Annotated in this window: 20 protein-coding genes; 5 read left to right on the top strand and 15 right to left on the bottom strand. The window is 64.8% G+C overall.

Annotation, left to right across the window (positions count from 1 at the left end; all coding sequences use genetic code 11):
- Positions 1 to 28: 28 nt before the first annotated feature.
- From C0617_RS01550 to C0617_RS01505, 10 genes are all read right to left on the bottom strand, one after another.
- Positions 29 to 445 carry a DUF4389 domain-containing protein gene (locus C0617_RS01550; RefSeq protein ID WP_291315259.1) on the bottom strand — a complete coding sequence of 139 codons (417 nt, stop codon included), beginning with the start codon at positions 443 to 445 and terminating at the stop codon, positions 29 to 31.
- 183 nt (positions 446 to 628) lie between these two features.
- Positions 629 to 1,813, bottom strand: a complete 1,185-nt coding sequence (locus C0617_RS01545; protein ID WP_291315258.1) for a cation:proton antiporter — start codon at positions 1,811 to 1,813, stop codon at positions 629 to 631.
- Positions 1,814 to 1,926: 113 nt separating this feature from the next.
- Positions 1,927 to 2,802, bottom strand: a complete 876-nt coding sequence (locus tag C0617_RS01540) for a polyphosphate kinase 2 family protein (RefSeq protein WP_291315257.1) — start codon at positions 2,800 to 2,802, stop codon at positions 1,927 to 1,929.
- Between the two features lie 60 nt (positions 2,803 to 2,862).
- Positions 2,863 to 4,776, bottom strand: a complete 1,914-nt coding sequence (locus C0617_RS01535) for a DUF748 domain-containing protein (RefSeq protein ID WP_291315317.1) — start codon at positions 4,774 to 4,776, stop codon at positions 2,863 to 2,865.
- Positions 4,777 to 4,788: 12 nt separating this feature from the next.
- Positions 4,789 to 6,405, bottom strand: a complete 1,617-nt coding sequence (locus tag C0617_RS01530) for a DUF748 domain-containing protein (protein WP_291315256.1) — start codon at positions 6,403 to 6,405, stop codon at positions 4,789 to 4,791.
- Between the two features lie 180 nt (positions 6,406 to 6,585).
- The gene (locus C0617_RS01525; protein WP_291315255.1) at positions 6,586 to 8,277 is read right to left on the bottom strand and encodes an ABC-ATPase domain-containing protein; all 1,692 of its coding nucleotides are present in this window, start codon (positions 8,275 to 8,277) and stop codon (positions 6,586 to 6,588) included.
- Positions 8,278 to 8,337: 60 nt separating this feature from the next.
- A complete protein-coding gene (locus tag C0617_RS01520; RefSeq protein ID WP_291315254.1) occupies positions 8,338 to 10,638 on the bottom strand; it encodes a DNA translocase FtsK in 2,301 nt (766 codons plus the stop codon).
- A 73-nt stretch (positions 10,639 to 10,711) separates the two neighbouring features.
- Entirely contained in the window at positions 10,712 to 11,503 is a 792-nt protein-coding gene (locus tag C0617_RS01515; protein ID WP_291315253.1) for an undecaprenyl-diphosphate phosphatase, read from the bottom strand.
- Between the two features lie 36 nt (positions 11,504 to 11,539).
- A complete protein-coding gene (locus C0617_RS01510; protein ID WP_291315252.1) occupies positions 11,540 to 13,231 on the bottom strand; it encodes a ribonuclease J in 1,692 nt (563 codons plus the stop codon).
- Between the two features lie 18 nt (positions 13,232 to 13,249).
- The gene (locus C0617_RS01505; RefSeq protein ID WP_291315251.1) at positions 13,250 to 13,948 is read right to left on the bottom strand and encodes a lysophospholipid acyltransferase family protein; all 699 of its coding nucleotides are present in this window, start codon (positions 13,946 to 13,948) and stop codon (positions 13,250 to 13,252) included.
- A gap of 141 nt (positions 13,949 to 14,089) precedes the next feature.
- Between C0617_RS01505 and C0617_RS01500 the strand changes: the two genes are divergently transcribed.
- The 3 genes from C0617_RS01500 (at position 14,090) to C0617_RS01490 (ending at position 15,929) form a co-directional block, all read left to right on the top strand.
- Positions 14,090 to 14,575, top strand: coding sequence for a single-stranded DNA-binding protein (locus C0617_RS01500; protein ID WP_291315250.1), 486 nt, complete (start codon positions 14,090 to 14,092; stop codon positions 14,573 to 14,575).
- Positions 14,576 to 14,974: 399 nt separating this feature from the next.
- Positions 14,975 to 15,244 carry a hypothetical protein gene (locus C0617_RS01495; protein WP_291315249.1) on the top strand — a complete coding sequence of 90 codons (270 nt, stop codon included), beginning with the start codon at positions 14,975 to 14,977 and terminating at the stop codon, positions 15,242 to 15,244.
- 118 nt (positions 15,245 to 15,362) lie between these two features.
- Positions 15,363 to 15,929 carry a HEAT repeat domain-containing protein gene (locus tag C0617_RS01490; RefSeq protein ID WP_291315248.1) on the top strand — a complete coding sequence of 189 codons (567 nt, stop codon included), beginning with the start codon at positions 15,363 to 15,365 and terminating at the stop codon, positions 15,927 to 15,929.
- A 224-nt stretch (positions 15,930 to 16,153) separates the two neighbouring features.
- Here the strand turns inward: C0617_RS01490 and C0617_RS01485 are convergent, their stop codons facing one another.
- The 4 genes from C0617_RS01485 to C0617_RS01470 all read right to left on the bottom strand — a co-directional run bounded on the left by C0617_RS01485 (position 16,154) and on the right by C0617_RS01470 (position 20,992).
- A complete protein-coding gene (locus tag C0617_RS01485) occupies positions 16,154 to 17,488 on the bottom strand; it encodes an HD-GYP domain-containing protein (RefSeq protein WP_291315247.1) in 1,335 nt (444 codons plus the stop codon).
- On the bottom strand, positions 17,469 to 19,049 hold the full coding sequence (locus C0617_RS01480; protein ID WP_291315246.1) for a HEAT repeat domain-containing protein: 1,581 nt from the start codon (positions 19,047 to 19,049) through the stop codon (positions 17,469 to 17,471). The genes C0617_RS01485 and C0617_RS01480 overlap by 20 nt, the downstream gene beginning before the upstream one ends.
- Positions 19,050 to 19,156: 107 nt before the next feature.
- Entirely contained in the window at positions 19,157 to 19,312 is a 156-nt protein-coding gene (locus tag C0617_RS01475; protein ID WP_291315245.1) for a hypothetical protein, read from the bottom strand.
- 162 nt (positions 19,313 to 19,474) lie between these two features.
- A complete protein-coding gene (locus tag C0617_RS01470) occupies positions 19,475 to 20,992 on the bottom strand; it encodes a long-chain fatty acid--CoA ligase (protein WP_291315244.1) in 1,518 nt (505 codons plus the stop codon).
- 98 nt (positions 20,993 to 21,090) lie between these two features.
- Here C0617_RS01470 and coaE point away from each other — a divergent pair, with 98 nt between their 5' ends.
- Positions 21,091 to 21,690, top strand: coding sequence for a dephospho-CoA kinase (gene coaE / locus C0617_RS01465; protein ID WP_291315243.1), 600 nt, complete (start codon positions 21,091 to 21,093; stop codon positions 21,688 to 21,690).
- 289 nt (positions 21,691 to 21,979) lie between these two features.
- Here coaE and C0617_RS01460 read toward each other — a convergent pair whose 3' ends face one another.
- Positions 21,980 to 22,762, bottom strand: coding sequence for an IclR family transcriptional regulator (locus C0617_RS01460; RefSeq protein ID WP_291315242.1), 783 nt, complete (start codon positions 22,760 to 22,762; stop codon positions 21,980 to 21,982).
- A 317-nt stretch (positions 22,763 to 23,079) separates the two neighbouring features.
- On the opposite strand from C0617_RS01460, the gene C0617_RS01455 reads away from it, so the two are divergent.
- Positions 23,080 to 23,532 (top strand): universal stress protein, encoded by a 453-nt coding sequence (locus C0617_RS01455; RefSeq protein WP_291315241.1) that lies wholly within the window; start codon positions 23,080 to 23,082, stop codon positions 23,530 to 23,532.
- Positions 23,533 to 23,562 lie beyond the last annotated feature (30 nt).

Below are 23,562 nucleotides of genomic sequence, written 5' to 3'. Positions count from 1 at the left end.
CTTCCTGGTTTCGCAATCGGTGACGACCTTACTCGAAGCGGGCTTCCTCCTCGAGGGGGTCGGGCTCGGTCGGGAAGGCGGAAAGGGGGTAGGGAGGGACGCTCTCGCTCAGTGTGATGTAGCGCAGCAGGCGGTAGGTGTAGGCCGCCACCTTGTTGCCGAACCCCCGGAGCGGTTCGCTCGGCTTGCGGGTAATGAAGAGGATGACGTACTGGACCACGACCACGATCTGCACCACGAGTCGCAGGATTTCGAAGACCACCAGAAAGAGCACCGTGTAGAGCAGGCGCAACAAGATTTTCATGCGTGTCGGCAATCCATCCTCCCCGCCTTCCATGCGCTCTTCCGAGACGCTCTCTTCGGCCGCGGGGGCCTCTTCCGTTCCGGTCGTGTCCTGTTGTTCGGGGGCTTCTGGAGTCTCGGGTGTTTCATTGTCGGCCGTCATGGGTCCCTCCTTGGGTCAGTATTCAGGGTGTTTTATTGAAGGATAACAGCAAAATGAGGGTTTTGCACCCCGGCCTTTGGCGCAAAAATGTTTCCCCCGCTCCCCCCTGCCGGAAGGCCTCGCGGATCGAGGCGGTCAGGATGTTCCGGACCCCAGGGCGGCATAGCGCCTGTCGGTCGAACTTCAGGGCGACGGGGTCCGGCCGGCCTCGCCGACCTTGCAGAGGGCGACCCGGGTGCAGACCGGGCCGAACAGTTCGAAAAAGACCGTGGTCCCGATGACGACCGGCAGGATGGTGTGGCCGATCTCCGGGTAGCGTTCCGCGGCCACGAGGGCCATGCCGAGAGCGACCCCGGCCTGGGGCATCAGGGCCAGCCCCATCCAGCGGCGTTGGGCTCCCGGAAGCCTTCCCAGTCGTCCTCCCACGCGGGTGCCGGCGAAGCGGCCGAGGATGCGCAGCCCGATATAGAGGACGCCGATGGAGCCGATTCCCCGGAGACTTTCCAGGTGGAAGGAGGCGCCGGCGAGGATGAAGAAGAGGACCAGGAAGGGCTGCTCGATTCCCTCGATGGCGTGAAAGGGGCGCTCGTGATGCCGCGCCAGGTTGGCGACGGTGGCGCCGAAAACCAGGGCGGCAAGGAGGTAGGAGACCTCCAGCCACAGGGCCAGCCCGCCGCAGAGCAGGACCGCTCCAAGCGCCTCCAGCAGGGTCGGCTCCCCCGGCCGGATGCGTCCCGAGAGGTAGGCGCTCGGGATGCCCAGGGCCAGTCCGAGAAGCAAAGCGCCGCCGACATCGAGGGCCCCGCTCCCCAGGGCCGAAAAGACATCGCCCTGCCCGGTGACAAGTCCGGCCGCGGCCAGCATGAGGCTGAAGAGGATGAGTCCCCAGGCGTCGTCGATGGCGACGATGCCGAGGAGCACCCGGGTGAAGGGGCCGTCGGCCCGGGTCTCGCGGACCACGTCGGCTGTCGCTGCCGGGGCGGTTGCGGTGGCGATTCCGGCCAGCAGCAGGGCGATCTCCATCGGGACCCCCGCCAGAAGCATGCCGAGGGACATGAACACGGAGGTCCCTACGAGGGCGGCCACCGAGAGCCACATGACCTCCCGGCCGTGCTCTCTCAGGGAGGGCATGGTCAGTTGACCCCCGAGGAGGAATCCGACCATGACCAGGGCCATGTCGGTCACGACCGGGAACCAGACCTGTCCCATGCCGGGGATCACGTCGAAGCCGCCCGGGCCGATGATAAAGCCGAGGACGAGAAGCAGGGTGACCCGCGGCAGGCGGCTGAACCTGCCCAGGGCGTCGGTGGCCAGGCCGAGGAGCAGGATGAGGCCGATTGATGTGAGGATGGTCGCCGGGGTGCTCATGGATATTCCGCGCGCGTTGAAGGGCCATTGGGCTGGGGCGAAGGACGGGAGGGGGCTTCGATAAAGCCAGCGGCCCCGCTCGGACAGGCACGGCGCTATGAAGACGCTCCTTCCTACCCCTCCTTCTCCAGCTCCAGGCGCATCGTCTCGAAGCGGTCCCTTTGCCTCTTGCCGATCTTCGGGTAGGCGAGGCCCAGACTCTTGAGGGTTTGCACCACGATCTCGGCGACGCACAGGCGCATAAAGGGCTTGTCGTCGGCGGGAATGGCGTACCAGGGGGCCCAGGGACGGGATGTGGCGTTGAGGACAGCCTCATACGCATCCATGTAGGCCTTCCAGTGACGGCGCTCCTCCACGTCGGCGGGGGCGAACTTCCAGTGCTTGTGGGGTTCATCGAGGCGGGAGAGGAAGCGTCGTCGCTGCTCTTCTTCCGAGACGTTGAGCCAGAACTTGACCACCACCGTGCCGTTGAGGGCCAGGTGTCGTTCGTGGTCGCCGATCGAGGCGCAGCGCTCCTGCCAGAAGGTCTCGGTGGGGTTCCGGTCGGGCAGCTTCTGGGCCCCGAGGTACTCGGGGTGGACGCGGACGACCAGCACCTCTTCGTAATAACTGCGGTTGAAGATGCCGATGCGGCCCCTTTCGGGCAGGCAGCGAACCGTTCGCCAGAGAAAGTCGTGGTCCAGTTCCTCCGTCGAGGGCTGCTTGAAGGAGAAGACCTGGCACCCGGCCGGGTTGACCCCGCTCATCACCGCGCGGATGGTGCTGTCCTTGCCGGCGGCGTCCATGGCCTGGAAGACGAGGAGCAGGGCGTGGTTGTCGTGGGCGTAGAGGAGGCGCTGCAGTTCGTCCAGTTGATCAACGAGGTCCTGCAGGCCTTCCTTGCAGGCTTTTTTGCCCGGAGCCTTGGGCGGCGGCGCGGTGGGAGCCTTTTTGATCCGAAAGGCGCCGTCGAAGGGAACCAGGTAGGGACTGGACACGGCCTCGAACATGACTGCCTCCTCGTGCTCGCTTCATGATCACGGAAACCGACTTGGCGGTCGGCTTGCCGCCTACTTCGCCGACACCCCGAGCTCCACCCGGCTGCGGTCGGCACCCTTCGTCTTCGGCGGCGCGGCGGCGTCAGGGGGGCGGGTCAGGAACAGTCTCTCTTTCGGCAGCCCCCCCTCGGCGACGAGAAAGTTCATCACCCGCACCGCCCGGGAGCGGGCAACCTGGGCCATTTCGTCCGGGCCGACGGGAGTGCTGGCGAGGATCAGCTTCTCCATCTCGGCGTCGGGGAGTTTTTTGGCGATGCCGAAAAAGCCGCGCGGCTTGGGAAAGTCGGCCTTCTTGTAGACCGCCTCCAGGTAGCCGGAGCGCTCCTCCGGCGCGATCTCGAGGTCGGCGGCGGTCTGCCCGGGCAGGTTCTGCTTCTCCTTCACCAGGTGCAGGAATTTTTCCTGCCGCATTTTCTGCTCCAGGAGGTTGCGCCGGTATCCTTCGGGGTCGCGTTCGGGGTCGAAGAAACCCTTGACCTCCAGGCGCAGGGCTGGACGGTCCTGAAAGGCGGTGGCCAACCGGCGCAGCTTTTCCTCCTCGGGCGGCGTGAGGTTGGAACTCCCGGGGGGAAAGACGACCGAACTGAAGTCCGAGTCCCCGCCGCCGAAAGCGACCTGCAGCAGGGCGAGTGGAGACGTAGCGGCCTTGACGAGCAGGTTTTTGAGGATTTTCAGCACCACTGAGAAGATGCTGAATTTGGGGTCGTCGGTGCGCCCGGTCACCGGCAGGTCGAGGCGGATCTCTCCCCTGCGGTCCTTGAGCAGGGCCACGGCCAGTTTCACCGGCAGGCCCGTTGCCTTCTCGCTCTTCACCCGCCCTCCGAGGGTGAACTGGTCGAGGAAAACCTTGTTGCGCGCCTCGAGGTTTTTCTCCTCGACCCGGTAGGCGAGGTCCAGGTCCAGTTTGCCCTTGTCGATGGTGTAGCCGAGGAAGGTCCCCGAGTAGGGGGTCGTCGGGGTGAGTTCGATGCCGTGAAAGCTCACTTTCAGGTCGAGGAAGAACGGCTCTCCGAGGGGGTGGATCCGGCCGGTGATGCTCAGGGGGGCCTGGTTCTCCAAGTTGCCACGCAGGTCGACCTCGGCCAGGGTGCCCGGGGCAGAACTGAGGCCGCTGACCCTCCCGCCGAGGTTGACCATGGTGGTGGCGAAGGAGGGGCGAACCTGGCGGTCGGAGAAGTCGACGGTGCCTCCCTGCAGGGTGATCGCCCCGATGCTGATCTCGGGCGGCGGCCCGGCCGCCGCCTCTTCGCCTGGCGGCGTCTCCTGCGCAGGCTCTTCCCCGGCGGCGACGATGTCCTGCAGGTTGACGCGCCCCTCCTCGTCGATGGCGACCTTGGCGGCGTAGTCGCTGAGGGCTACGGTGGCGACCTCCAGGGAGAAGGGGGCCGCTGTGCCCCGGACGCCGTCGATCTGCAGGGTGCCGAAACGCAGCAGGTCGGCCCTCCTGCGGCCGTCGAGGAGGAGGAAGTCGCGGACCATAAGATCCCCCCCGAAGGTCGCCTGCAGTTCCTTCCCGCCGGCCAGGACGTCGAGCTCCAGGGTCGCGTAGAGCAGGCCTCCGGCCAGCTCGGCCCGCACCTTCTCCGGCAGATAGGGGGCAAAGTCCGGCAGGGGGAGGCCCTTCAGCCGGATCGTTCCCTTGACCTTCGGTTCGGCAAGGACGGCCTGGCCGGAAAGTTCGACGCCCCCGCGGCGGCCGTAGGTCGCTGCCAAGCGGAAGGGGCTTTCGGCCGGCCGTGGCCCGGCAAGGTTTTCCAGGGCGAACTCGAGGCCGGAGAGGTTGAAGGCCGGTTTCCCCCCGGGGAGCTCGTCGCGAAAGGCGATCTGCCAGCCGCCTCCTGCGATCCGGCCGACCCGGTAGTCCCAGGGCTGGCCGCCCCCGGTCTCTTGAACCGCCGGTTTTTCCCCTTTGCGCTCTTCCCGCAGCAGGCTCAGGGGCTAGAGTTCTCCTTCGGGGCTGCGGGAGAAGCGCAGGTCCCCTCCTTCCAGGGAGACGGTCTCCACCGCTACACGGTTGTCCGCGGCGGCGATGGCGGCGCCGTCGACGGCGAGGCGCGCCAGGGCGAAACCCTCATCCGGGCCGAAGGGGACCGAGACGTTCCGTGCCTCCAGTTGCCCGGCCGACACCCTTAGCCCGCTTTCGCCGTCAAAGGCCAGGTTCGCCCGGACCTCGGCCGTCCCTGCCACCGGTGCGGAAAGGAGGGCCTCCATGTAGGGGTAGTAGGCGGCCAGGGGCACGCCCCGGATCTCGGTCGAGGCGGTCAGGGACACGGGCTGCAGCGAGAAGTCCCCGGTGGCCTTGGCCGACTCTCCCCGCTCGGTTTCCAGGGAGAGGGCGAAGGGTGTCTTCTCCCCGCCGGCGGTGGCGAGGGGGCCCACGTCCAGGGTCAGTTCCCGGGCTTTGGTGGCGAATCCGCCCGAAGGCTGGGCGTCTGCGAAGAAGAGTCGGCCCTCGCGAAGGCGCAGCCCTTTCATGGTGGCCAGGAAAGGCGGGGGGGCTTCCCCTTTGTCGGCGACGGCCGCCGCGTCCTGTTCCGGGACGGTCAGACGGGCGAAGTTCCAAGAGCCGGCGTCGTCGCGGGCGACGTAGACCTCCAGGTCGTAGACGGCCACCTCTCCCATGTGCAGTTCCCTTTCCAGCACCCGGGAGGGTTTGACGGGAATCTGGATAAAGGGCAGGAAAACCAGTTTCTGGCCGGTGCGGTCGAGAGCCGACAGGCCGGTGAAGGTCGCCGTTCCCTCGATTTCCAACTCCGGCCTCTCGGTTTCGGTGACCCGGTAGACCACTTCAAAATCCGTGGCCAGTCGCCCCGATTTGAGCTTCACCGGCAATTCCACCGGGAGGTGGGCCAGGTAGAAGGGGAGGTTGAGGTCCTGCAGGTCGACGTTCACCGCGACTTCCACCTTTTGCGCAAAGGGCTTCATGCGCCCCCCGAAGGCGACGGGGGAATCGTTGATCATCGCGCTGAAGGCCGGGGTGATGTATCGCTCGGCGAGATAGGGGACATTGCCGAAGAACGGGACGGCCAGGCTGAGCCTGCGCACGGTGTGGCGCTTTTCCGGAGAAAGGGTGCGGTCGAGGTAGGTGACGGCACCGCCAGTGACCTGCAGGTTGTTGACCGAGAAGCGGAAGGGCTCTCCGGCTTCCTTCGCCGTCTGGTCCTCCTCCGGGCCGGGCGGGGGGAGGAGGTCGGAAAAATTGAAGACCTTTTCCCGCAGGCGGACGACCTGTACGGAGGGGCCGTCGAGGAGGACTTCGCTGAGGATCAGGGCGCGTTGAAGGAGGGACTTGGCGCTGAGGTTGACCCGCAGGTGCTCCAGGGAGACGAAGACCTCCTCGCTCTGGGCTTCGGAAAGGCGCACCCCGTCCGCCTCGACGGACAGGCGCAGGGGGTTGACGGCGAGCCGCTCGATGACCAGTTCGCGGCCGGTGTTCTCCTTGACCCAGGCGGAAGCCTGGGTCTTGACCAGGGATGGGAGCCCGAAGGCGGCAAAGCCGAGGACCAGGACCGCCAGTATCAGCAGCCCACCCCCGAACCATTTCACGATTTTCATGGATCCTCCCGAGGCGACGGGTTCTTATTAAAAAGTTACCTCAGAAGGGAGGGGATGCAATGGGGGAGGGGCGGTAAATTGTTGCGTGAGGCCGGGAGCGGACTTCGAGGGTGAGGGAGGGCGCTGCCGAAATGGCCCCGGGGAGGAGGCGGGCGCGCCACCGGCCAGGTCTTCGTCCGCCTACCTGCGGGTCCGAATCCGGTTGATCGCGGCCGCGACTTCGTGCAGGCGGGGCAGGGCGAGGTCGCCGCTCTTCCAGGGGGGGAGGACGTCGAGGCCCTTCGTCTCCACGTCATGCAGGGCCAGTCGCAGGCCGGCGACGAGGTCGGGGGCCTGCCGGGCGAAATGGCGGGCGTAATGGTGGATGAGCAGGCCGATGGCGCGGGTCTGGCCGCTGTCGACGAGCTGCTCGACCCCGGAGAGGTCGATGACGTGCTCGCCGAAGAGGATGGTGTCGCGGCCCCGGGCGTCGATCTTGACATCGCGTCGCCCCCGGGAGGGGTCGAGGGAGCGTGGAGCGGGGGTGCGGGGGGCGAAGACGTCGAGGGGGGAGAGCCCCTCGACCTCGCGAACGACTCGCTTCTCGCCGGCGACCTCGCGGGCCTCTGCGGTGACGTCCCGGGCCTCGTAGCTGTCGAGCATGATCACCGTGTCGGCGACCTCGAGGTAGTCCCCCGAGCCGCCCATGACGATGACCGTCGAGACGTCGTGGGCATCGCTGAGTTCGCGCACCCGGTGCAGCAGGGGGGTGATCGGCTCCTTGTCCTTGGTGACGAGGCGCTGCATGCGCCCGTCCCGGATCATGAAGTTGGTGGCCGAGGTGTCCTCGTCGATGAGCAGCACCCTGGCGCCCGACTCCAGGGCCTCCATGATGTTCGCGGCCTGGGAGGTGGAGCCGCTGGCGTTTTCGGTGCTGAAACGCTCTGTGTCGCGGCCGAAGGGGAGGTTGCTGATAAAGGGGCCGATGTTGACCTGGTGGATGGCGCGGCCGTCCTCGGCGCGGATCTTCACCGCCGTGGGGTCGGTGGCGACCCGTTCGCGGCCGTCGCCGGGGAGGTGGTTGTAAACCCCCCGCTCCAGGGCGTGGAGCAGGGTCGACTTGCCGTGGAATCCGCCGCCGACGATCAGGGTGACCCCCCGAGGGACGCCCATGCCGCGGACCGCTCCCCCGTTGGGCAGGACGGCGGTGCGGGCCAGGCTCTCGGGGGCGCGAAAGGGAACGGCGCCGTCGGGCAGGGGCCGGTCGTCGATGCCCGAACGGCGCGGCAGCGCCGAGCCGTCGGCGACAAAGGCGACCAGGTTTTGCCCGGCGAGCCAGCTCCGCAGGAAGTCCTGGTCCTCGGCGCTTTTCACCTGTCGTTCCAGTTCCGCCGCATCGAGGCTTTGCCAGAGGAGGGCGGCCTGCACCACCTCCGGAAGCTCTTGCAGCAGCATCTCTTCGGCGTCCCGGCCGCGGATGGTGCGGCCGGCGGCGGGCAGGCCGACGGTGAGGCGCGCCTCCACACCGGCTGCGGAGACGAGGACGGCGTTGCGCCTCAGGACCTGTTGCCCGCTGGTCGAGATGGCGAACTCGCCGCTCTTGCCGATGCCCCGCCGGCCGCGCACGTGTCGTCCGATGGCTGCGGCCGTCGCCCGGCCGAGATAGTCCTCGAGGGCGATCCTGCGGGTGTCGGAGTTCCATAGCTCAGGAGGGAAGAGGGCCGTCGCGGCGGGGACATGGATAGAAAGCCGCGAAGGGGCGGCGAAGGGGTCGCCCTGGACGTGGTCGATGCTGAGGGAAAAGAGTGGGAAGCGGTAGGTCCCCTGAAGGTCCTTGTAGGCCTTGTAGCCGCGGCCGTCGACGCGCTGGAGGAGGGAGCGGAGTCTGTCCATCGATCGGTCCTTTGTGGCGAAAGGGTTATGGCTGGCCCGAGAGTTTCCCGATGCGCCTTGTTACGGCGGGGGGGCGGGGTTGACGAACACCTCGCGGGGCCGGCTGGTTCCGTCGGAGGGGCCGACGATGCCCTCCTGTTCCATTTTCTCGATCATTCGCGCGGCGCGGTTGTAGCCGAGGCGCAGGTGGCGCTGCAGCATGGAGATGGAGGCCTGGCGCCTGTCGGCGACCAGGGCCACGGCTTCGTCCCACTTCTCGTCGTAGCCGTCCTCGTCGTCGCCGGGGACGCCCTCGCCGGAGGGAGGCGCATCGAGGATCGACTTGTCGTACTCGGGATCGCCCTGCTTTTTGAGGAACTCGACGACCCTCTGCACCTCGAGCGCGGAGACGAAGGCGCCGTGGACCCGCGTCAGGGCGCCGGTGCCCGGCGGCAGAAAGAGCATGTCCCCCATGCCGAGCAGGGCTTCGGCACCCATCTGGTCGAGGATGGTGCGCGAGTCGGTGCGCGAGAAGACCTTGAAGGAGATGCGGGTCGGGAAGTTGGCCTTGATCAGGCCGGTGATGACGTCGACGCTGGGGCGCTGAGTGGCGAGGATGAGATGGATGCCGGCGGCCCGGGCCATCTGCGCGAGGCGGGCGATCGACTCCTCGATTTCGCGGCCGGCGACCATCATCAGGTCGGCCAGTTCGTCGACGATGACCACGATGTAGGGCAGGTGGCCGTGCTCGAGTTCCTCGCCCTCTTCGATCTGGACCGGCGGCAGTTCCTCCGCGTCCTCCATCGGTTCCGGAACCGCTTCGACCACCATCTTCCCCTTGGCCCGGAGTTTTTCCTTCTCCTTTTCCTCCTTGGCGACCTTCTTGTTGTAGCCGTCGATGTTGCGCACCCCCTTGTCGGCCATCAGCTTGTAGCGCCGCTCCATCTCGCGGACCGCCCAGGCCATGGCCAGGGCCGCCTTCTTGGGGTTGGTGACAACCGGCAGCAGGAGGTGGGGGATGCCCTCGTAGATGGAGAGTTCGAGCATCTTGGGATCGACCATGATGACGCGCACGTCCCGGGGGGTGGCGCGGTAGAGGAGGGAGAGGACCATGGTGTTGATGGAGACCGACTTGCCGCTGCCGGTCGACCCGGCCACCAGAAGGTGCGGCATCTTCGCCAGGTCGGAGACGACGGTGTGGCCGAAGATGTCCTTGCCCAGGGCCATGGGCAGCCGGCCACCCGACTTCTGGAATTCGCCGGTTTCGAAGATCTCCTTGAGGTAGACGGTCTGCCGGTCGCGGTTGGGGATCTCGATGCCGACCCCCCCGCGCCCGGGGATGGGGGCGACGATGCGGATGGAGAGGGCCTTCAGCGCCATGGACAAGTCGTCGGAGAGGCCGGCGATCTTGTTCACCTTGACCCCGGGGGCCGGGGAGAACTCGTACATGGTGACCACCGGCCCCGGCTTGACCTCCACCACCTCGCCCCGCACCCCGAAGTCCTCCAGTTTCTTGCTGAGGATGCGGGCATTCATGGTCAGGGCGTCCCGGTCCACCGGCACGGGCGGTTCCCCATCGTGGTCGAGCAGGGAGAGGGACGGGGGATGGTATGTCCCCTCCGGTTCCAGGAAGTCGAAGGCCTCCTGGATTTCGGCTTCGGTCGCTTTTTTCTTCTTCTTTTTCTCGACCTTGGGAGGGGCGGGCAGGGTCAAGGTCTCGGCCTGGACGATGATCGGGCCGGCCTCCTTCTTCTCTCTGCCCCTTTTCTCGGCTCTCCGGGACTTCCTGGCGGCGCGCCGCTCGCGGGCGCGCCCGAGCAGGGCGGCGAAGCGCCCGAGCAGCCCCTCGAGAAAGAGCACCATGGAGAAGCGCGCGACCAACATCAGGGAGACGAGGAAGAAGACGGTCAGGAAAATTGCCGCCCCGGTGAGGTTGATGTAGTCGGCCAGGGCGTCGACCAGAAGGCGTCCCGCCGCGCCGCCCGCCTCGCTGATGGTCTGGCCGGATAATGTGGCCTCCCGGAAGCGCAGGGCGATGAGACCGTCCAGGGAGAGGAGCAGCACGGAGAAGGCCCCGGCCTTGTAGAGGGGCAGGCGAATGTCCCGGAACTTGAACAGGCGCCAGGATGACAACAGGCAGGTCAGGGGGAGCAGAAGGGCCGGAAAGCCGAAGATCTGGTAGAGCAGGTCGGCCAGGTGAGCCCCCACGGTGCCGCCGTAGTTGCGCACCACCTCAGGGTGAAGGTTGTTGTTGAATGAGGGGTCGCCGTTGTCGAAGGAGACCAGGCAGAGCAGAAGGAAGGCACCGACCGCCAGGAGGAAGAATCCGGCAATTTCCTTTTTGAGATGTTCCTGGAAGAAGGGTTTGGTTTGTTCGCTCATTATCTCTACCTTATAGCGCGGCAGACCCCGCAATGGCAAGAGGGAATAGCGCCAAACCCCCTCCCCGGCACCCTCAGATCGACAGCGTGAAGAACAGCCCGCCCGCGAGCCAGCAGTAGATGGCGAAGGCGAAGAGACGTTTCTTGCGGATGATCGCCATCAGGAAGTGGATGGAGAAGAGTCCGGAGACCATGGCCACGGCGGTGCCCGCCAGGTAGACGGAGAACTCGCCGGCCGGGATGCCCTCCAGGTCCTTCAGGGACAGGAGGGCTGCGCCGAATACGGCAGGCAGGGCGAGCAGGAAGGAGAAGCGGGCCGCGGTCTCGCCGTCCACCCCCTTGATCAGAAGGGCGGCGATGGTCGACCCGGACCGGGAGATGCCGGGGATGATGGCGCAGCCCTGGACCGTCCCCACCACCAGGGCGTCGTGCAGGGTCAGTTCGCCCTCCCGGCGGCTCCCCTTGCGGAAGCGCTCGGAGAGAAACAGCAGGGTCCCGGTCACCAGGAGCATGATCGAGACCACCGGTATGTTCTCGAACAACCCCTCGAAGAAGTCCTTGAAGGTCAGGCCGAGCAGGGCCGTCGGCACCGAACCGGCGATCACCAGGAACAGGAGCCGCCGGTGGACGCGGGCCTCCTCGCCGGAGCGGAAGGGAGAACTCAGCAGGTTGCCGACCTCCCGGCGGAAATAGATCACCACCGCCACCATGGTGCCGACGTGGAGCAGCACGTCGAAGAGCACCCCGGGCTGCTCGAACCCCGGAAGGAAATGCTGGGCGATGGCCAGGTGGCCGGAGGAGGAGACCGGGAGGAACTCTGTCAGCCCCTGCAGGGTCCCGAGGAACAGGGCGTGGATAAGGTCCATAGGGATAAAGTCCTGAGTTTGGATGATCGCCTGCGGTTAAAGTTCCAGGACCATGGGCAGGATCAGGGGCCTCCGGCCGATGGTCCGGTTGAAGAAGCGGCGCAGGGCCTTGCGGACCTCCACCCTCAGCTCCTCCCAGTCGGCGAGGGCCGCGAGGCTGTGCTCGGTGAGGGTGCCGCAGATGACCTGGCGGGCCTGGTCGAGAAGCTCCTGGCTCTCTTCCTCGGGGACGAAGCCGCGGGTGAAGAGCTCCGGGCCGTAGATGATCTGCCCGCTCGTCTGGTTGAGGGCCAGCAGGATGACCACAAGGCCGTGATTGGCCAGATGGCTGCGGTCGCGCAGTTCCATGAAGCCGACGTCCCCCACGCCCTTGCCGTCGACAAAGACCCGGCCGGTTTCCACCCGGTCCTCCAGGCGCAGGCCGTTTTCGGAGAGGACCAGCGGCAGGCCGTTCTCGATGACCACCGCGTTCTCCGGCGCCACCCCCATCGAGCGGGCGAGCTGGGCGTGCTTGACCAGGTGACGGTATTCGCCGTGCACGGGGACGAAAAAGCGCGGGCGGGCCAGCGCGAGGATCTGTTTCAGCTCCTCCTGGCTTGCGTGGCCCGAGACGTGGACCTCGCTGGTCGTTTCGTAGAAGACCTCGGCGCCCCGGCGGTAAAGGTGGTTGATGAGGTCGGAGATGGCTTTTTCGTTGCCGGGGATGAACTTGGAGGAGAGGATGACCGAGTCGCCCTTCTCCAGTTGGATCTGGCGGTGGTCGTCCATGGCGATGCGGGACAGGGCCGACAGCGGTTCGCCCTGGCTGCCGGTGGTGATGATCAGGACCTGGTCTTTGGCCAGGTCGCGCATCTGGCCGAGCCCGATCAGGGTGTCGTCGGGGACCTGCAAGTAGCCGAGCTGGCGGGCGACCGCCATGTTGGCGACCATGCTGCGGCCGGTGACGTGGATTTTGCGGCCGCAGGCGACGGCGGCATCGACCACCTGCTGGATGCGGTGGATGTTGGAGGAAAAGGTCGCCACCAGCACGCGGCCTGCGCAGCGGGGGAGGATCCCCGCCAGGGCCTCGCCGACCACCCGCTCCGAGAGAGTGTGCCCCTCCCGCTCCACGTTGGTCGAGTCCGACAGCAGCAGCAGGACCCCCTCCTCGCCGTAGGCGGCCAGCCTGGCCAGGTCGGTCGGCTGGCCGTCGACCGGGGTGGGGTCGAGCTTGATGTCGCCGGTGTGGACGACGAGCCCGGCCGGGGTGCGGATGCCGAGCCCGACGCCGTCGACGATGGAGTGGGCGGAGCGGAAGAACTCCACGGTGAAAGGCCCCAGCTCGACGCTCTGGCGCGGCGCGACCTGCTCCAGCCGGGCGCTGCGGGCCAGGCCGTGCTCTTCGAGCTTGTTGCGCAGCAGGCCCAGGGTCAGCCCCGTGGCGTAGACGGGGGGATTGCCCAATCTCTCGAGCAGGAAGGGGACGGCGCCGATGTGGTCCTCGTGGCCGTGTGTCAGCACCAGGCCGACGATGTCCTTCTCCCGGCCGGCAAGTGCGGAGATGTCGGGGATGACAAGGTCGATCCCGAGCATGTAGGCTTCGGGAAACATCAGCCCGCAGTCGATGACCAGAATCCGGCCCCGGCACTCGAGGGCCATCATGTTAATCCCGATTTCCCCGAGGCCCCCCAGGGGGGTCAGGCGCAGGGCGTCGGGGTGGAGGGGCGATTTTCCGGGTTCGCTGCTCAAGGTGTCACGTCCCGTCTGTCAACTGTCTAGCAGGGCATTTTCGATGGGGCGGCGCACCGCCGCCATCAATTCCTCACGGTCCCGAGTGCCTTTGTCCGCCGTCTCCAACGGCGGGAAGATCTTTACCCGGATCGTTCCCGGGTGGATCCAGCGGCTGCCCTTCGGCATGATGTCCCCGCTGCCGAGGATGGCCACCGGCACCATCGGCACCCGGGACTGGAGCGCGAGCATGAAGCCGCCCTTTTTAAAGGGGAGGAGGCTGCCGTCCGGGGAGCGGGTCCCCTCGGGGAAAACGACCACCGAGGATCCTCCTGCGATGCGCCGCGCCGCCTCGCTCATGCTCCTGATCGCCTTTTTGCGGTCGGAGCGGTCGATGGGGATGTAGCCGCTGCGGCGCATGGCGAAGCCGAAGAGGGGGACGCGGAACAGCTCCTCCTTGGCCAGCCAGCGGAACTGGCCGGGCAGTCCGGCCATCAGGGCGAGGATGTCGAAGTTGCCCTGGTGGTTCGCCATGTAGATGACGCTCTGTTCCCTTTCCAGAAGCTCCTCCCCTGTGACCTCCAGGCGCACCCCGGCCAGCACCAGACAGACCCGGGCCCAGAACTGGGAATAGGAGTGCAGCAGGTCGGGGTTGATGAAGGAGAGGGGCACGCCGGTGAGGATGACGAAGAGGGTCCAGGGATAAAAGATGATCTTGAAAAAGAGGGTGCGCAGCATCCACGAGTCTCCGTAAAGTGTTGAATCCGCAAGTTTACGGGAGATGCTGCGGGGGAGTCAAACCTTTTTCGGCAAGGGGCTTTACACTCCCGGGGATTTTGGTTACACTCGGGCGAATTCAATCAAGGGAGGTCGTCGGCCATGAGCGTCAATAAAGTTATCCTGGTGGGAAATCTGGGCAAGGACCCCGAACTGCGCTACACCCCGAGCGGGGCCGCTGTGGCCAACTTCTCTCTCGCCACCTCGGAGCGGTACAAGGACCGCAACGGGGAGCAGCAGGAAAAAACCGAGTGGCACAATATCGTGGTCTGGCGCAACCTCGCCGAGATCTGCGGCAAGTACCTGCACAAGGGGAAGCATATCTACATCGAGGGGCGCATCCAGACCCGCTCCTACGACGATCGCGACGGCAACAAGCGGTATATCACCGAGATCGTCGCTGACAAGATGCAGATGCTCGGCCGGGTCGGCGATGAGGGCGGTTACGCCCAGCGCGGCGAGCCCCGCCAGAGCCGGCCGGCGCAGCAGACGCCCGCCCAGGGCAATCAGGGGAACCAGGGCGGCGCCCCGGCCTACGAGGATATCGCCGATTCCTCCTATAATCCGGATGACGATATTCCGTTTTAGACAGGCCCTTTCATTTTTTGTATATGAAAACTCCGAAAGTAGTTCTCTAAGCCCCGCATTGCGGGGCTTTTTTTGTTGGGTGTGCCAGGGATGGCGAGTCGCGCCTCGATTGGAGCTGTCCCGGTGGTTGTGGTGACGACCGGGTGGCGTGGGGGTGCAAGAAGGAAGACCGTCCGGTCTCCAGGCGGCCGCCGGAATGAATATCCGTTTTTGATTTTTCGATGATGAACCGATCGATGATGGTTGGGCCGGGCATGAAGAGCTGGGGACATTGGCCCCTCCCCGAAGGGCCAGGCGGCAGGATGCCGTCCTATTCATCATCTCCTATTCTTGACGCCCTCATTTTCAACTGGTTTAGTTAACCAAAGACATCCGGTTCACCACAGCGGGAGGCTCGCCATGACGGAAACGCTCGACAAGGTGAAGCAGGTTCTCGGGGCTGATCCCAGGTTCGCCGAGGTCCTAGTCCGTGAAGACGGGAGGGAACTGCACCTGTTCCGGGGCGATGCACACTTCGCCCGCCTCATCCCGATGCCGAAGGAGGGGCGCTGGCGCATGGAACTCTTTCGCAACCTGGAAGAGTGGGAATGCCTCGACTTCCAGGGCCGTCTCGAGGAATGTCTGGAATTCCTCTCCGACAACCCCCATTACCTCTTCTGGGAGGGTTGATCCGGGCTGGAAACCGGTTGCGCCGATGATCTGTTTCTGCTAATTTTGATTCGCCGGGAACGGCAGTGGTTCCCCGGGCGATCTGCGTTTGACATGGAGTAGGGGGGAGACGGCGGTCATGCTGGATGAGCGGAAACGCTTGCTGAGGTTGGCCCTGCAGGATCCGGACGAGGGGGTGTGCAGCGCCGCTGCGGAGGCTCTGGAGCAGCTGGAGTCCGTTCTCGGACTGGAGCAGGTCGCCGAGGCTCTGAAATCGGAGAACCGAGGCCCGCGGGTGCGTGCGGTCTTTGCCTTGGAGCGCCTGACCTCTCCCAAGGCTTTCCCTCTCCTTCTTTCCGCCCTCAAGGATCCTGATGCCGATGTGCGGGCGGCGGCCGTGCAGGTGCTGGGCAAGAAGGGCCACCCCAAGTCCCTCGGGGGACTGGTCCAGCGCCTCAAGGATCCCCATCCCGCCGTGCAGGTTCATGCCGTAGAGGCTTTGGGGAATTTTCGTGATGGGCGCCTGATCCCTTATCTCAGTGCACTGTTTCGGGAAGGAAACGAGGAACTGGTGGTGAGCGCAGTTCGTTCCCTGGGGAAGATGGGACTCTCCGAAGCGGAAGCGGATCTCCTGCCCCTGCTTCAGGACCGTCGCTCCGCAGTGCGCCGTGAAACGGCGCAGGCCCTCGGACGGCTGGACGCCTGAGGGCGATTTCATGGATGTGAAAAGGCCGGGTCGCTGACCCGGCCTTTTCTTTTGGGGAAACCCCACCAAGGGCAGTGGTTTCGGCGCAGACGCGCCGTTGAGGCAGCGGGTGCCGCGATGGACCCTTCTCTGGTCCGCTCCCCGTGACTCCGCCTTCCATCCATTCCGGTCGTGTTCTTCGGTTGAGTCCTGGTTCGGGTGGAACGTTGCCCTCGGCGAAGGGATCAGTCGAAGTAGTCGGTCACCTCGATGCCCCTGACAAAGGGGTCGACTTCGGCGACGATGCGCACCGCGTCGGTGCCGTTCAGGTCCATCCGTCGAGGGGAGGCGATCTGCTTGCCGCCAGGGTCAAAAAGGACGGTGAGGGTCACCGCATCCGGGTCTTTCTCCCCGACCCGAACGACGACTCCGATCTCGTTGCTGTCGAGCCGGACCAGGCTCCCGACCGGGTAGCTGCCGAGGGAGGCGATGAAGCGCTTCACGTAGCCGGGGTTGAGCACCGTTCCCGACACCTCCCGCAACCTCTGGATCGCCTGTCGGGGGGTCATGGGACGCTGGTAGGAGCGGAAGGTGGTGATCGCGTCGTAGGTGTCGGCGATCGCCGCCAATTCGACCAGGGGCGAGACCGTCCGGCCGCGGGCCTCTACCGGGTATCCCTGCCCGTCGAAGCGCAGGTGGTGGCCGAGCACGATGTCCATGGCTTCGGGGGGGACACCTTCCATCTCGCCGACGATGTCGGCGCCGAGGCGGGGGTGCTGGCGGATGAGGGCGAACTCCTCTTCGGTGAGCTTGCCCGGCTTTGTAATGATGTCCCGATCGATATGGAGTTTGCCCAGGTCGTGCAGCAGCGAGCCGAGTCCGAGGGTTCTGAGCCGCTCCGGGGTGAGGTCGCAGGCGCGGCCAAGGGTCAGGGCGATGACCGCTACGTTGACTGAATGGGTGAAGGTGTAGTTGTCGTAATCCTTGAGCATGGAGAGGGCAAAGAGGGCATGGGGCTCGGAGAGGGTGAGCTGCACCATGCTCTTGACCACCTTCACCGCGTCGTCCGAGGTGGGGTTTTTGCCGAGGCGCACGTCGTGGAAAATTTTCTCCATAACCTGCAGTGCCCGTCCGTAGACCTTGCGTGGCGGATCGTCGGCCGTCTCGTCCTCGTCCTCGTCGGCGAGGGGGCGGATGTTGTGCACTCCCCGTTCGGCCAGGGCATCCTCTAGGGCTTCGCCCCTGGCCTCTTTGCGGTCGAGCAGGTCAAGAAGGATCTGGAGTTCCTTTGCGGTCAGGCCTGGGTGGAATTCCAGTCCCTTCAGGGCGAGGGACTTGAGCGTACGGGCGAGTTCCTCGGCTGCAGGCTGGCTCTGGGCGAAGAGATGCTCCTCGAAAAAGAGGGCTCCCTCCAGAAGTCCCATGTGGAGGACTTTCTGAGATCGGAACAGGGAGCGCAACGCGACCAGAAGGCCCTGAATCTGGCGCTCGATGGCGGGGTGGCCAAGGGGGTAGAGGCGGAGCATCTTGAATGCTCCGGCAAGGCCCTGTACGACCTGTTTAATCTCTTCCGGGTTCATGGTCCTGGGTATCTTCGATCAGTTTGAGGGATTGTTTCGCGGCGTCGGCCACCGTCGCGGCGCGGTCCCGGGAGGCGCGTTTCAGCCCTTTCGCAGCGCGGGGCGCAGCCAGTTTTCCGAGGGCGAAGGCGGCCGCCGCACGCAGTTCGTCGTTGCGGGCCCGGCCCCAGAATTTGCGACGTCGAAGGGTCCCCAGGAGGGTCGGGACGGCATCCTCGGAGCCGATTTCTCCGAGAGCCAGGACGGCCGCCTTTTTCGCCTCGACGTGGCGGGACAGGGGGTCCGGTTTGCCGACCAGCTTCCTGAGAGGAGCGACGGCGGCCGTGTTCCGCAACGCGCCCAGGGCGCGGATGGCCCGGGTGCGAAGATCCTGGTCCTTTCCCCGCATGGCCTGGATCAGGACCCCCACGGCGGCCAGGCCTCCGATCTTGGTCAGGGCCCGCAGCGCCTCCCGCCGGATCCGCCCCTCCGGGTGAAACAGCATGGGGTGAAGGTAGGGCGTTGCCTGGGGGTCGCGAATGTCTCCGAGCATCGCTACGGCGTCGCCCACCCCCCGCGTCCGGTTATCACCGAGGTGGGTGGCGAGGACCGGGATTGCCGCCGGGCCCTGGCGGATCAGTATCTGGGCGAGGCGGCGGCGCGTCTCCGGGTTTTCTTCCCCGGCCAGCCTTGTCATGACCCTCTGCCCGGCGCGCTTTCCCAGGAAGGCCAGGGTCCGGATGACCCGCTGGCGTATGTCCTCGGCCAGTCGCACGGTGCCCGCCGATTCGATGAGGAAATCGAGGATGTCCTCACCGGTCAGTTCGGTCAGGGCCTGCCGTGCGCTGGTTTTTCGCTCCCCGGAGTCCTTGCTGTCAATCGCGTGGCGGCCGACGAGTGTCAGGGCCTGGAGCACCAGGGGGCGGCCGGTTTCGGTCAGGTTCTGGTGCATCAGGGGGGCCAGTTCCCGGAGGAGGTCCTGGTAGCGGGCCGGGTCGGTTTCCCGTGCCAACTCCTGGATGACCCGCTCCAGATCCCGGTTCTCCCGGGTGACCTCCAGGACGTCTTCTGGCGTGTGAAGTGCCTGGGCCTCAGCTTCGTGTCCGTCGGAGCCCAATTCCTCGATTTCTTCCCGCATGGCCAGGACCCGGGCGAGGTCGACTTCGTTGATCCAGACCGTGGTGACCCGCGCCCGGCGCAGCGCTTCGGGAACGCCTCCCTCCTTCTGCAGTTCTCCTGGCTCCAGGGTGAGGCAACGGGCCAGGGCCTCGAGGTCGCTCGCGCAGAGATCGGGCATCACCATGAGTTGATGAATGCGGCGGGCGAAGAGAAAAGGGGCAAGGCTCTTCAGGATCGGGCTGTTCGGAGCGATTTTTCGCTCCGCTACGGTGAAGCCGTCCCGGTGGACCGTGCAGTTGAGGGGGGTGTCCCCCTCCAGAAGCGGAGCGAAGCGGTTTCTAGCCTCTTCGACGGCCGCGGTCAGGGAAGGGTGGCGGGGAGGGTAGTACTGGACAGCCTTGATGAGTTTGACCAGGCCTGTCAGGGCCTGTTCAAGGTTGTTCAGAAAGACCTGTCCCCCCAATGGCTCCTCCCCTCCTGCAGTCGCGGCTCGGCGAATCGATTTCAAAAAAATAACATAGCCTCTTCGGGGGCGATTGTAAATGGGTTTCCGCTGGAGGGCGGCGCTGGTCAGTCTTGCTCTTCGGAGGCCTCTTCTTCGACCATGCAGAATCCGTTGTCGTGGATGCCGTGATCCTTGGCCAGGTACATCCCATCCAGGACTTGGCGAAAGTTCTCGGTGACCAGCTTGCGCTTGACCTTGAGGGTGGGTGTGACCTCCTTCATGGAAAAGTCCCGGGAGAGCAGGGTGAAGCGCTTGATCCTCTTGAAGGAGGGCAGTCCTTCCTGCAGGCGGTCGATGCGGCGGCGGATCAGGTCGAGGACCCGGGGGTGGTTGACCAGGTCGCAATGATTGAGGAAATCGAGTTTCTTGAAGCGGGCGTATTTCTACAGGTTGTCGAAGTTGGGGACGAGAAGAGCGGTGAGGTAGGGCTTTCGGTCTCCGTAGACCATGGCGTTGGACAGGAACTTGTCGTGCTTGAAGAGGCTCTCGATCACCTGGGGGGCTATGTTTTTGCCGCCGGCGGTTACGATGATGTCCTTCTTGCGGTCGGTGATGAGCAGGAAACCTTCCGGGTCGAATTCGCCGATGTCGCCGGTTTTAAACCAGCCGTCGGCGAAGGTCTCCGCGGTCCGCTCCGGTGCGTTCCAGTAGCCCTGGAAGATGCCCGGTCCCCGGACGACGATTTCCCCGTCATCGGCGATGCGGACATCAGTGCCCTCGAAGGGGCGCCCCACGGTTCCGATGCGGTGGGCTTGGGGGCTGTTGACGGTGATTCCGGCCGCGGTTTCGGTCAGCCCGTACCCCTCATAGATCGGCAGGTTCGCGGCGAGGAAGAATTCGGCCACATTGCGGGGCAGGGGAGCGCCGCCCGATATGAAAAAGCGCACCTGGCCCCCAAGGTGCCCCTTGAGTTTGGTAAAGACAAGAGCATTTGCCGCGGCGACGGCCATCTCCAGCAAAACCCCGGGGTTGCGGCCGCCCTGACGCCTCGCGACTGCGGCCCTCCCGGCCTTCAGCGCCGTGAAGAATATCTGCTTTTTATGCCATGGACCGGCCAGGACCCTCTCCATGATCCGGGCGAACATCTTCTCGAAGAGCCGGGGAACGCTGATGACGATCGTCGGAGCGATCTCCTGAAGGTTCAGGGGGACCGTGTCGATATTTTCGGCGTAGGCGATTACCGCGCCCTGGTGGAGCATCAGGTAGTAGCCGTCGACCCGCTCGAAGACGTGGGAAAGCGGCAGGAAGGAGAGGCAGGTGTCTTTTTCGGAGATTTCAAATGACTTCACCGCCGCTTCGATATTGGCCAGGATGTTTCGATGGCTCAGGGTCACCCCCTTGGGCGGGCCCGTCGTGCCGGAGGTGTAGATAATGGTGGCCGGGTCCTCGGCGGAGCCCTTCTCCGTCAGGGTGTCCAGGCTGGCCTGCTGCTGCTGGTCGCCCCCGGCCAGGAACTCCTGCAGGGAAACGAAGGAGGGGTGCTCAAGGGAACCCTCCAGGAGGATAACCCTCTCCAGTTGCGGGACCTCCGCCAGGTGCGAAAGCAACTCCTCGGCAAGCAGGGGCGAAAAGAGAAAAAGGAAGCGGCTTTGGGAGTCGTTGACCACATGGAGGATGGCCTCCAGCCCCTCGGTGTGATATATGGGGACGGATACGGCCCCGCAGTGCATTGCGGCCAGGTCTGCGAAGACCCATGCCGGCCCGTTGGGCCCCATGATTGCCACCCGTTCTCCGGGGCGCAGGCCGAGGCTCAAAAGCCCCAGGGCGTAGCCGCGCCAGGCCTGCTCCATGGCCTTCCATGAAATGTCCCGGTACGCTCCCTTCTCTTTGTAGCGCAGGGCGGTTTGGCTGGATAGGCGGCGGGCTTGGCGGCTGACCATCTTTGGAAGGGTTTCATTCATCTGGCCATCCTCTCTGCACAGGGTCTCCAGGAAAGAGCTTGACAGTCCGTTCAGCGGTGTGGAAGCCTGAACCGGTTTTCGGAGCGAAAGGTGAACCAATGATTCTCGGAATTACCGGCGGCATTGCCTCCGGCAAAAGCACCGTGACCGACGTTTTTCGCTCTCTCGGGGCTGCGGTGGTGAGCGCCGACGAGTTGTCCCGCGAGGTCGTGCGTCCGGGTACGCCAACCCTGGAGCGCATCGTGCAGGCCTTCGGGCCCGGCATCCTCCGCAGTGACGGGACCCTCGATCGCAAGGCACTGGGGGAGATCGTCTTTTCCGACCCGGCCATGCGGGAGAGGCTCAACGCCATCACCCACCCGGCCATTGCCGCTCGTGCCGAAGAGCGCCTGCGCTCCCTCGTCCTCGAAGGAGAGCGCCTGATCGTTTACGAGGCCCCACTCCTTTTCGAGGCAGGGGCGGAGAAACGGGTCGATGAGGTCCTGGTGGTGACCGTGGATGAGCCGACCCAGCTCGAGCGCCTCATGGCCCGGGACGGCATCGGCGAGGCCGAAGCCCGGGGCAGGGTTGCCGCACAGATGCCCCAAGCCGAAAAGGCGTCCAGGGCCGACTTTGTCATCTACAATTCGGGAGACCGGCAGGCCGCCGCAGAAGAGGTCAAAGCCCTCTTCCGGCGGCTTGTCGGCGCGTCTGGCTGAGGAAGGCTCGGACCCCCGTCCGTCTTTGGTGCCTGTTCGTACTCGGAGGTTTCGAGTTTCATCCACTGTTTCCCCCGGTCAACCGTTCGCCTTCAGGCGGCTCTTATCTTTAAATCGCATTAAATATAACTACTTACAGTCTATCAGGAGGCTCTCAGCTGTCAATCGGGGGCTGGGACATGGCCGGGCGGCGCGCCTGGTGCGGGTTTTAGGGCTTGGCGGAGGAATAAAAAAAATCCCCCTGCAAAGAGGGGGATTCCGGTGTGGCGGGTTTCGGGTTGAGGCGTCGCTACTTGTGGAAGCCGAGCCGGGTGGAGAGGTCCTCGCCGGCTTTCATCACCAAGGGGATCAAATCCTTCTCGATGCGCTCATCGGGGAATCGCATGGAAGGGCCCGAGACGCTTACCGCACCCACGATGCGGCGGGTGTAATCGCGGATCGGAGCGGCGACGCAGCGGACACCCGGATCCATCTCCTCGTCGTCGAGGGCGTATCCCTGCTCGGCGACCGTCTTGAGGTGCTCCTTGAGAGTCGCCCTGTCGGTGATGGTGTGGGGGGTGTAGGTTTTAAACTCCCCATTCGGGTAGAGGGCGTCGATCTCCTCGTCGGACATGTGGGCCAGGTGGACCTTGCCGGCGGCCGTGCTGTAAGCCGGCAGTCGGGACCCGACCCGGGACACCACCCGCACCGTCAGGTCGGTCTCCACCACGTCGAGGTAGACGATGAAACCTTCTTTGAAGATGGCCACGTAGGAGGTCTCGTTGCACTCGCCGACCAGGCGCTCGAGGATCGGTTTGGCTTGCCGCAAAAGCCCCATCTGCTTGATAAAGGTCTGCCCCAATTCGAGGGCCTTGAGGCCGAGTCGGTAGTTTTCGGTGGCTCGATTCTGTTCAATATAGCCGCGCGACTCCAGTGTCGCCAGGAGTCGGAAGACGTTGTTCTTGTGGAGCTTGAGTCGTTTGCTGAGTTCGGTGACGCCCAGTTCGTCAACATCGTCGTGGAACTGCTCAAGCAGGTCGAGGGCGTGGGATACTGCTTGAATGATGTATTCGGATTTCTCTTTTTTTGCCATGGTGCTTGTTCCCTCTTTAGGCGGATTTCAGGACATGAACCGACACCATTTTTATTAATTCCGTACCCCATGTCAAGCATAATGGGAATTTATGCGAGATATGTCCATGCATGGGGGGAGACAGACCGTTTTTACGACCCGGGTGCAGGGTTTGATGAATCTCTTGAGAGCAATATAAAATGTTGTTTTAAAAAAGTCAACATTAACAAGGGTTTTTTCTGTTCGCGGGGGTCGATGCTCCGAGATAATCTTGCGGTTGACATCGGCATCGGTTTTCGTTAGTCTTTACGGGTATTTGCCCTTTATGGAGGCGGCCTGTGCTCAATCTCAGCAAGAAAATCCTGGTGGCAATCGACGGGTCCCCGCAATCGGACAAGGCGGCCGAAGAGGCGGTGCGCCTGGCCGCCGGCTCCGGGGCCCGCTTTAAGAGCAAGGTGTACGCCCTTCTGGTTCTGCCCAGCATGCGGGCGCCGTCTTTCACAGATTTTTTCCCCTCCCTTCCGGATACCGAGCGTCCCGGCTGGGAGGAGAAACGCAAGCGCATCTTTTACGTGGTCGAGAAAGCCGCCTCCCAGGCCGAAATCCCCCTTGCGAGCGAGGTGGTCTACGGCGACGCCTCCGAGGAGATCATGGCCTTTGCCGAGAAGGAGGAGATCGACGTCATCGTCATCGGGTCTTCCGGGGCAGGGCGGGTCAAGCGGGCGTTCATGGGAAGTGTTTCCACCAAGGTTGCCCTTCACGCCAGGCACTCGGTCTACATCGTTCGTTAGGTCTACATCCTTTCCCCACGGCTCTTTTCC

The organism is Desulfuromonas sp. (assembly GCF_002868845.1).
In the GTDB taxonomy this organism is placed as follows: Bacteria; Desulfobacterota; Desulfuromonadia; order Desulfuromonadales; family BM501; genus BM501.
Note: the sequence above shows the minus strand (reverse complement) of the source record. Positions and strands in the feature narration are given on the sequence as shown.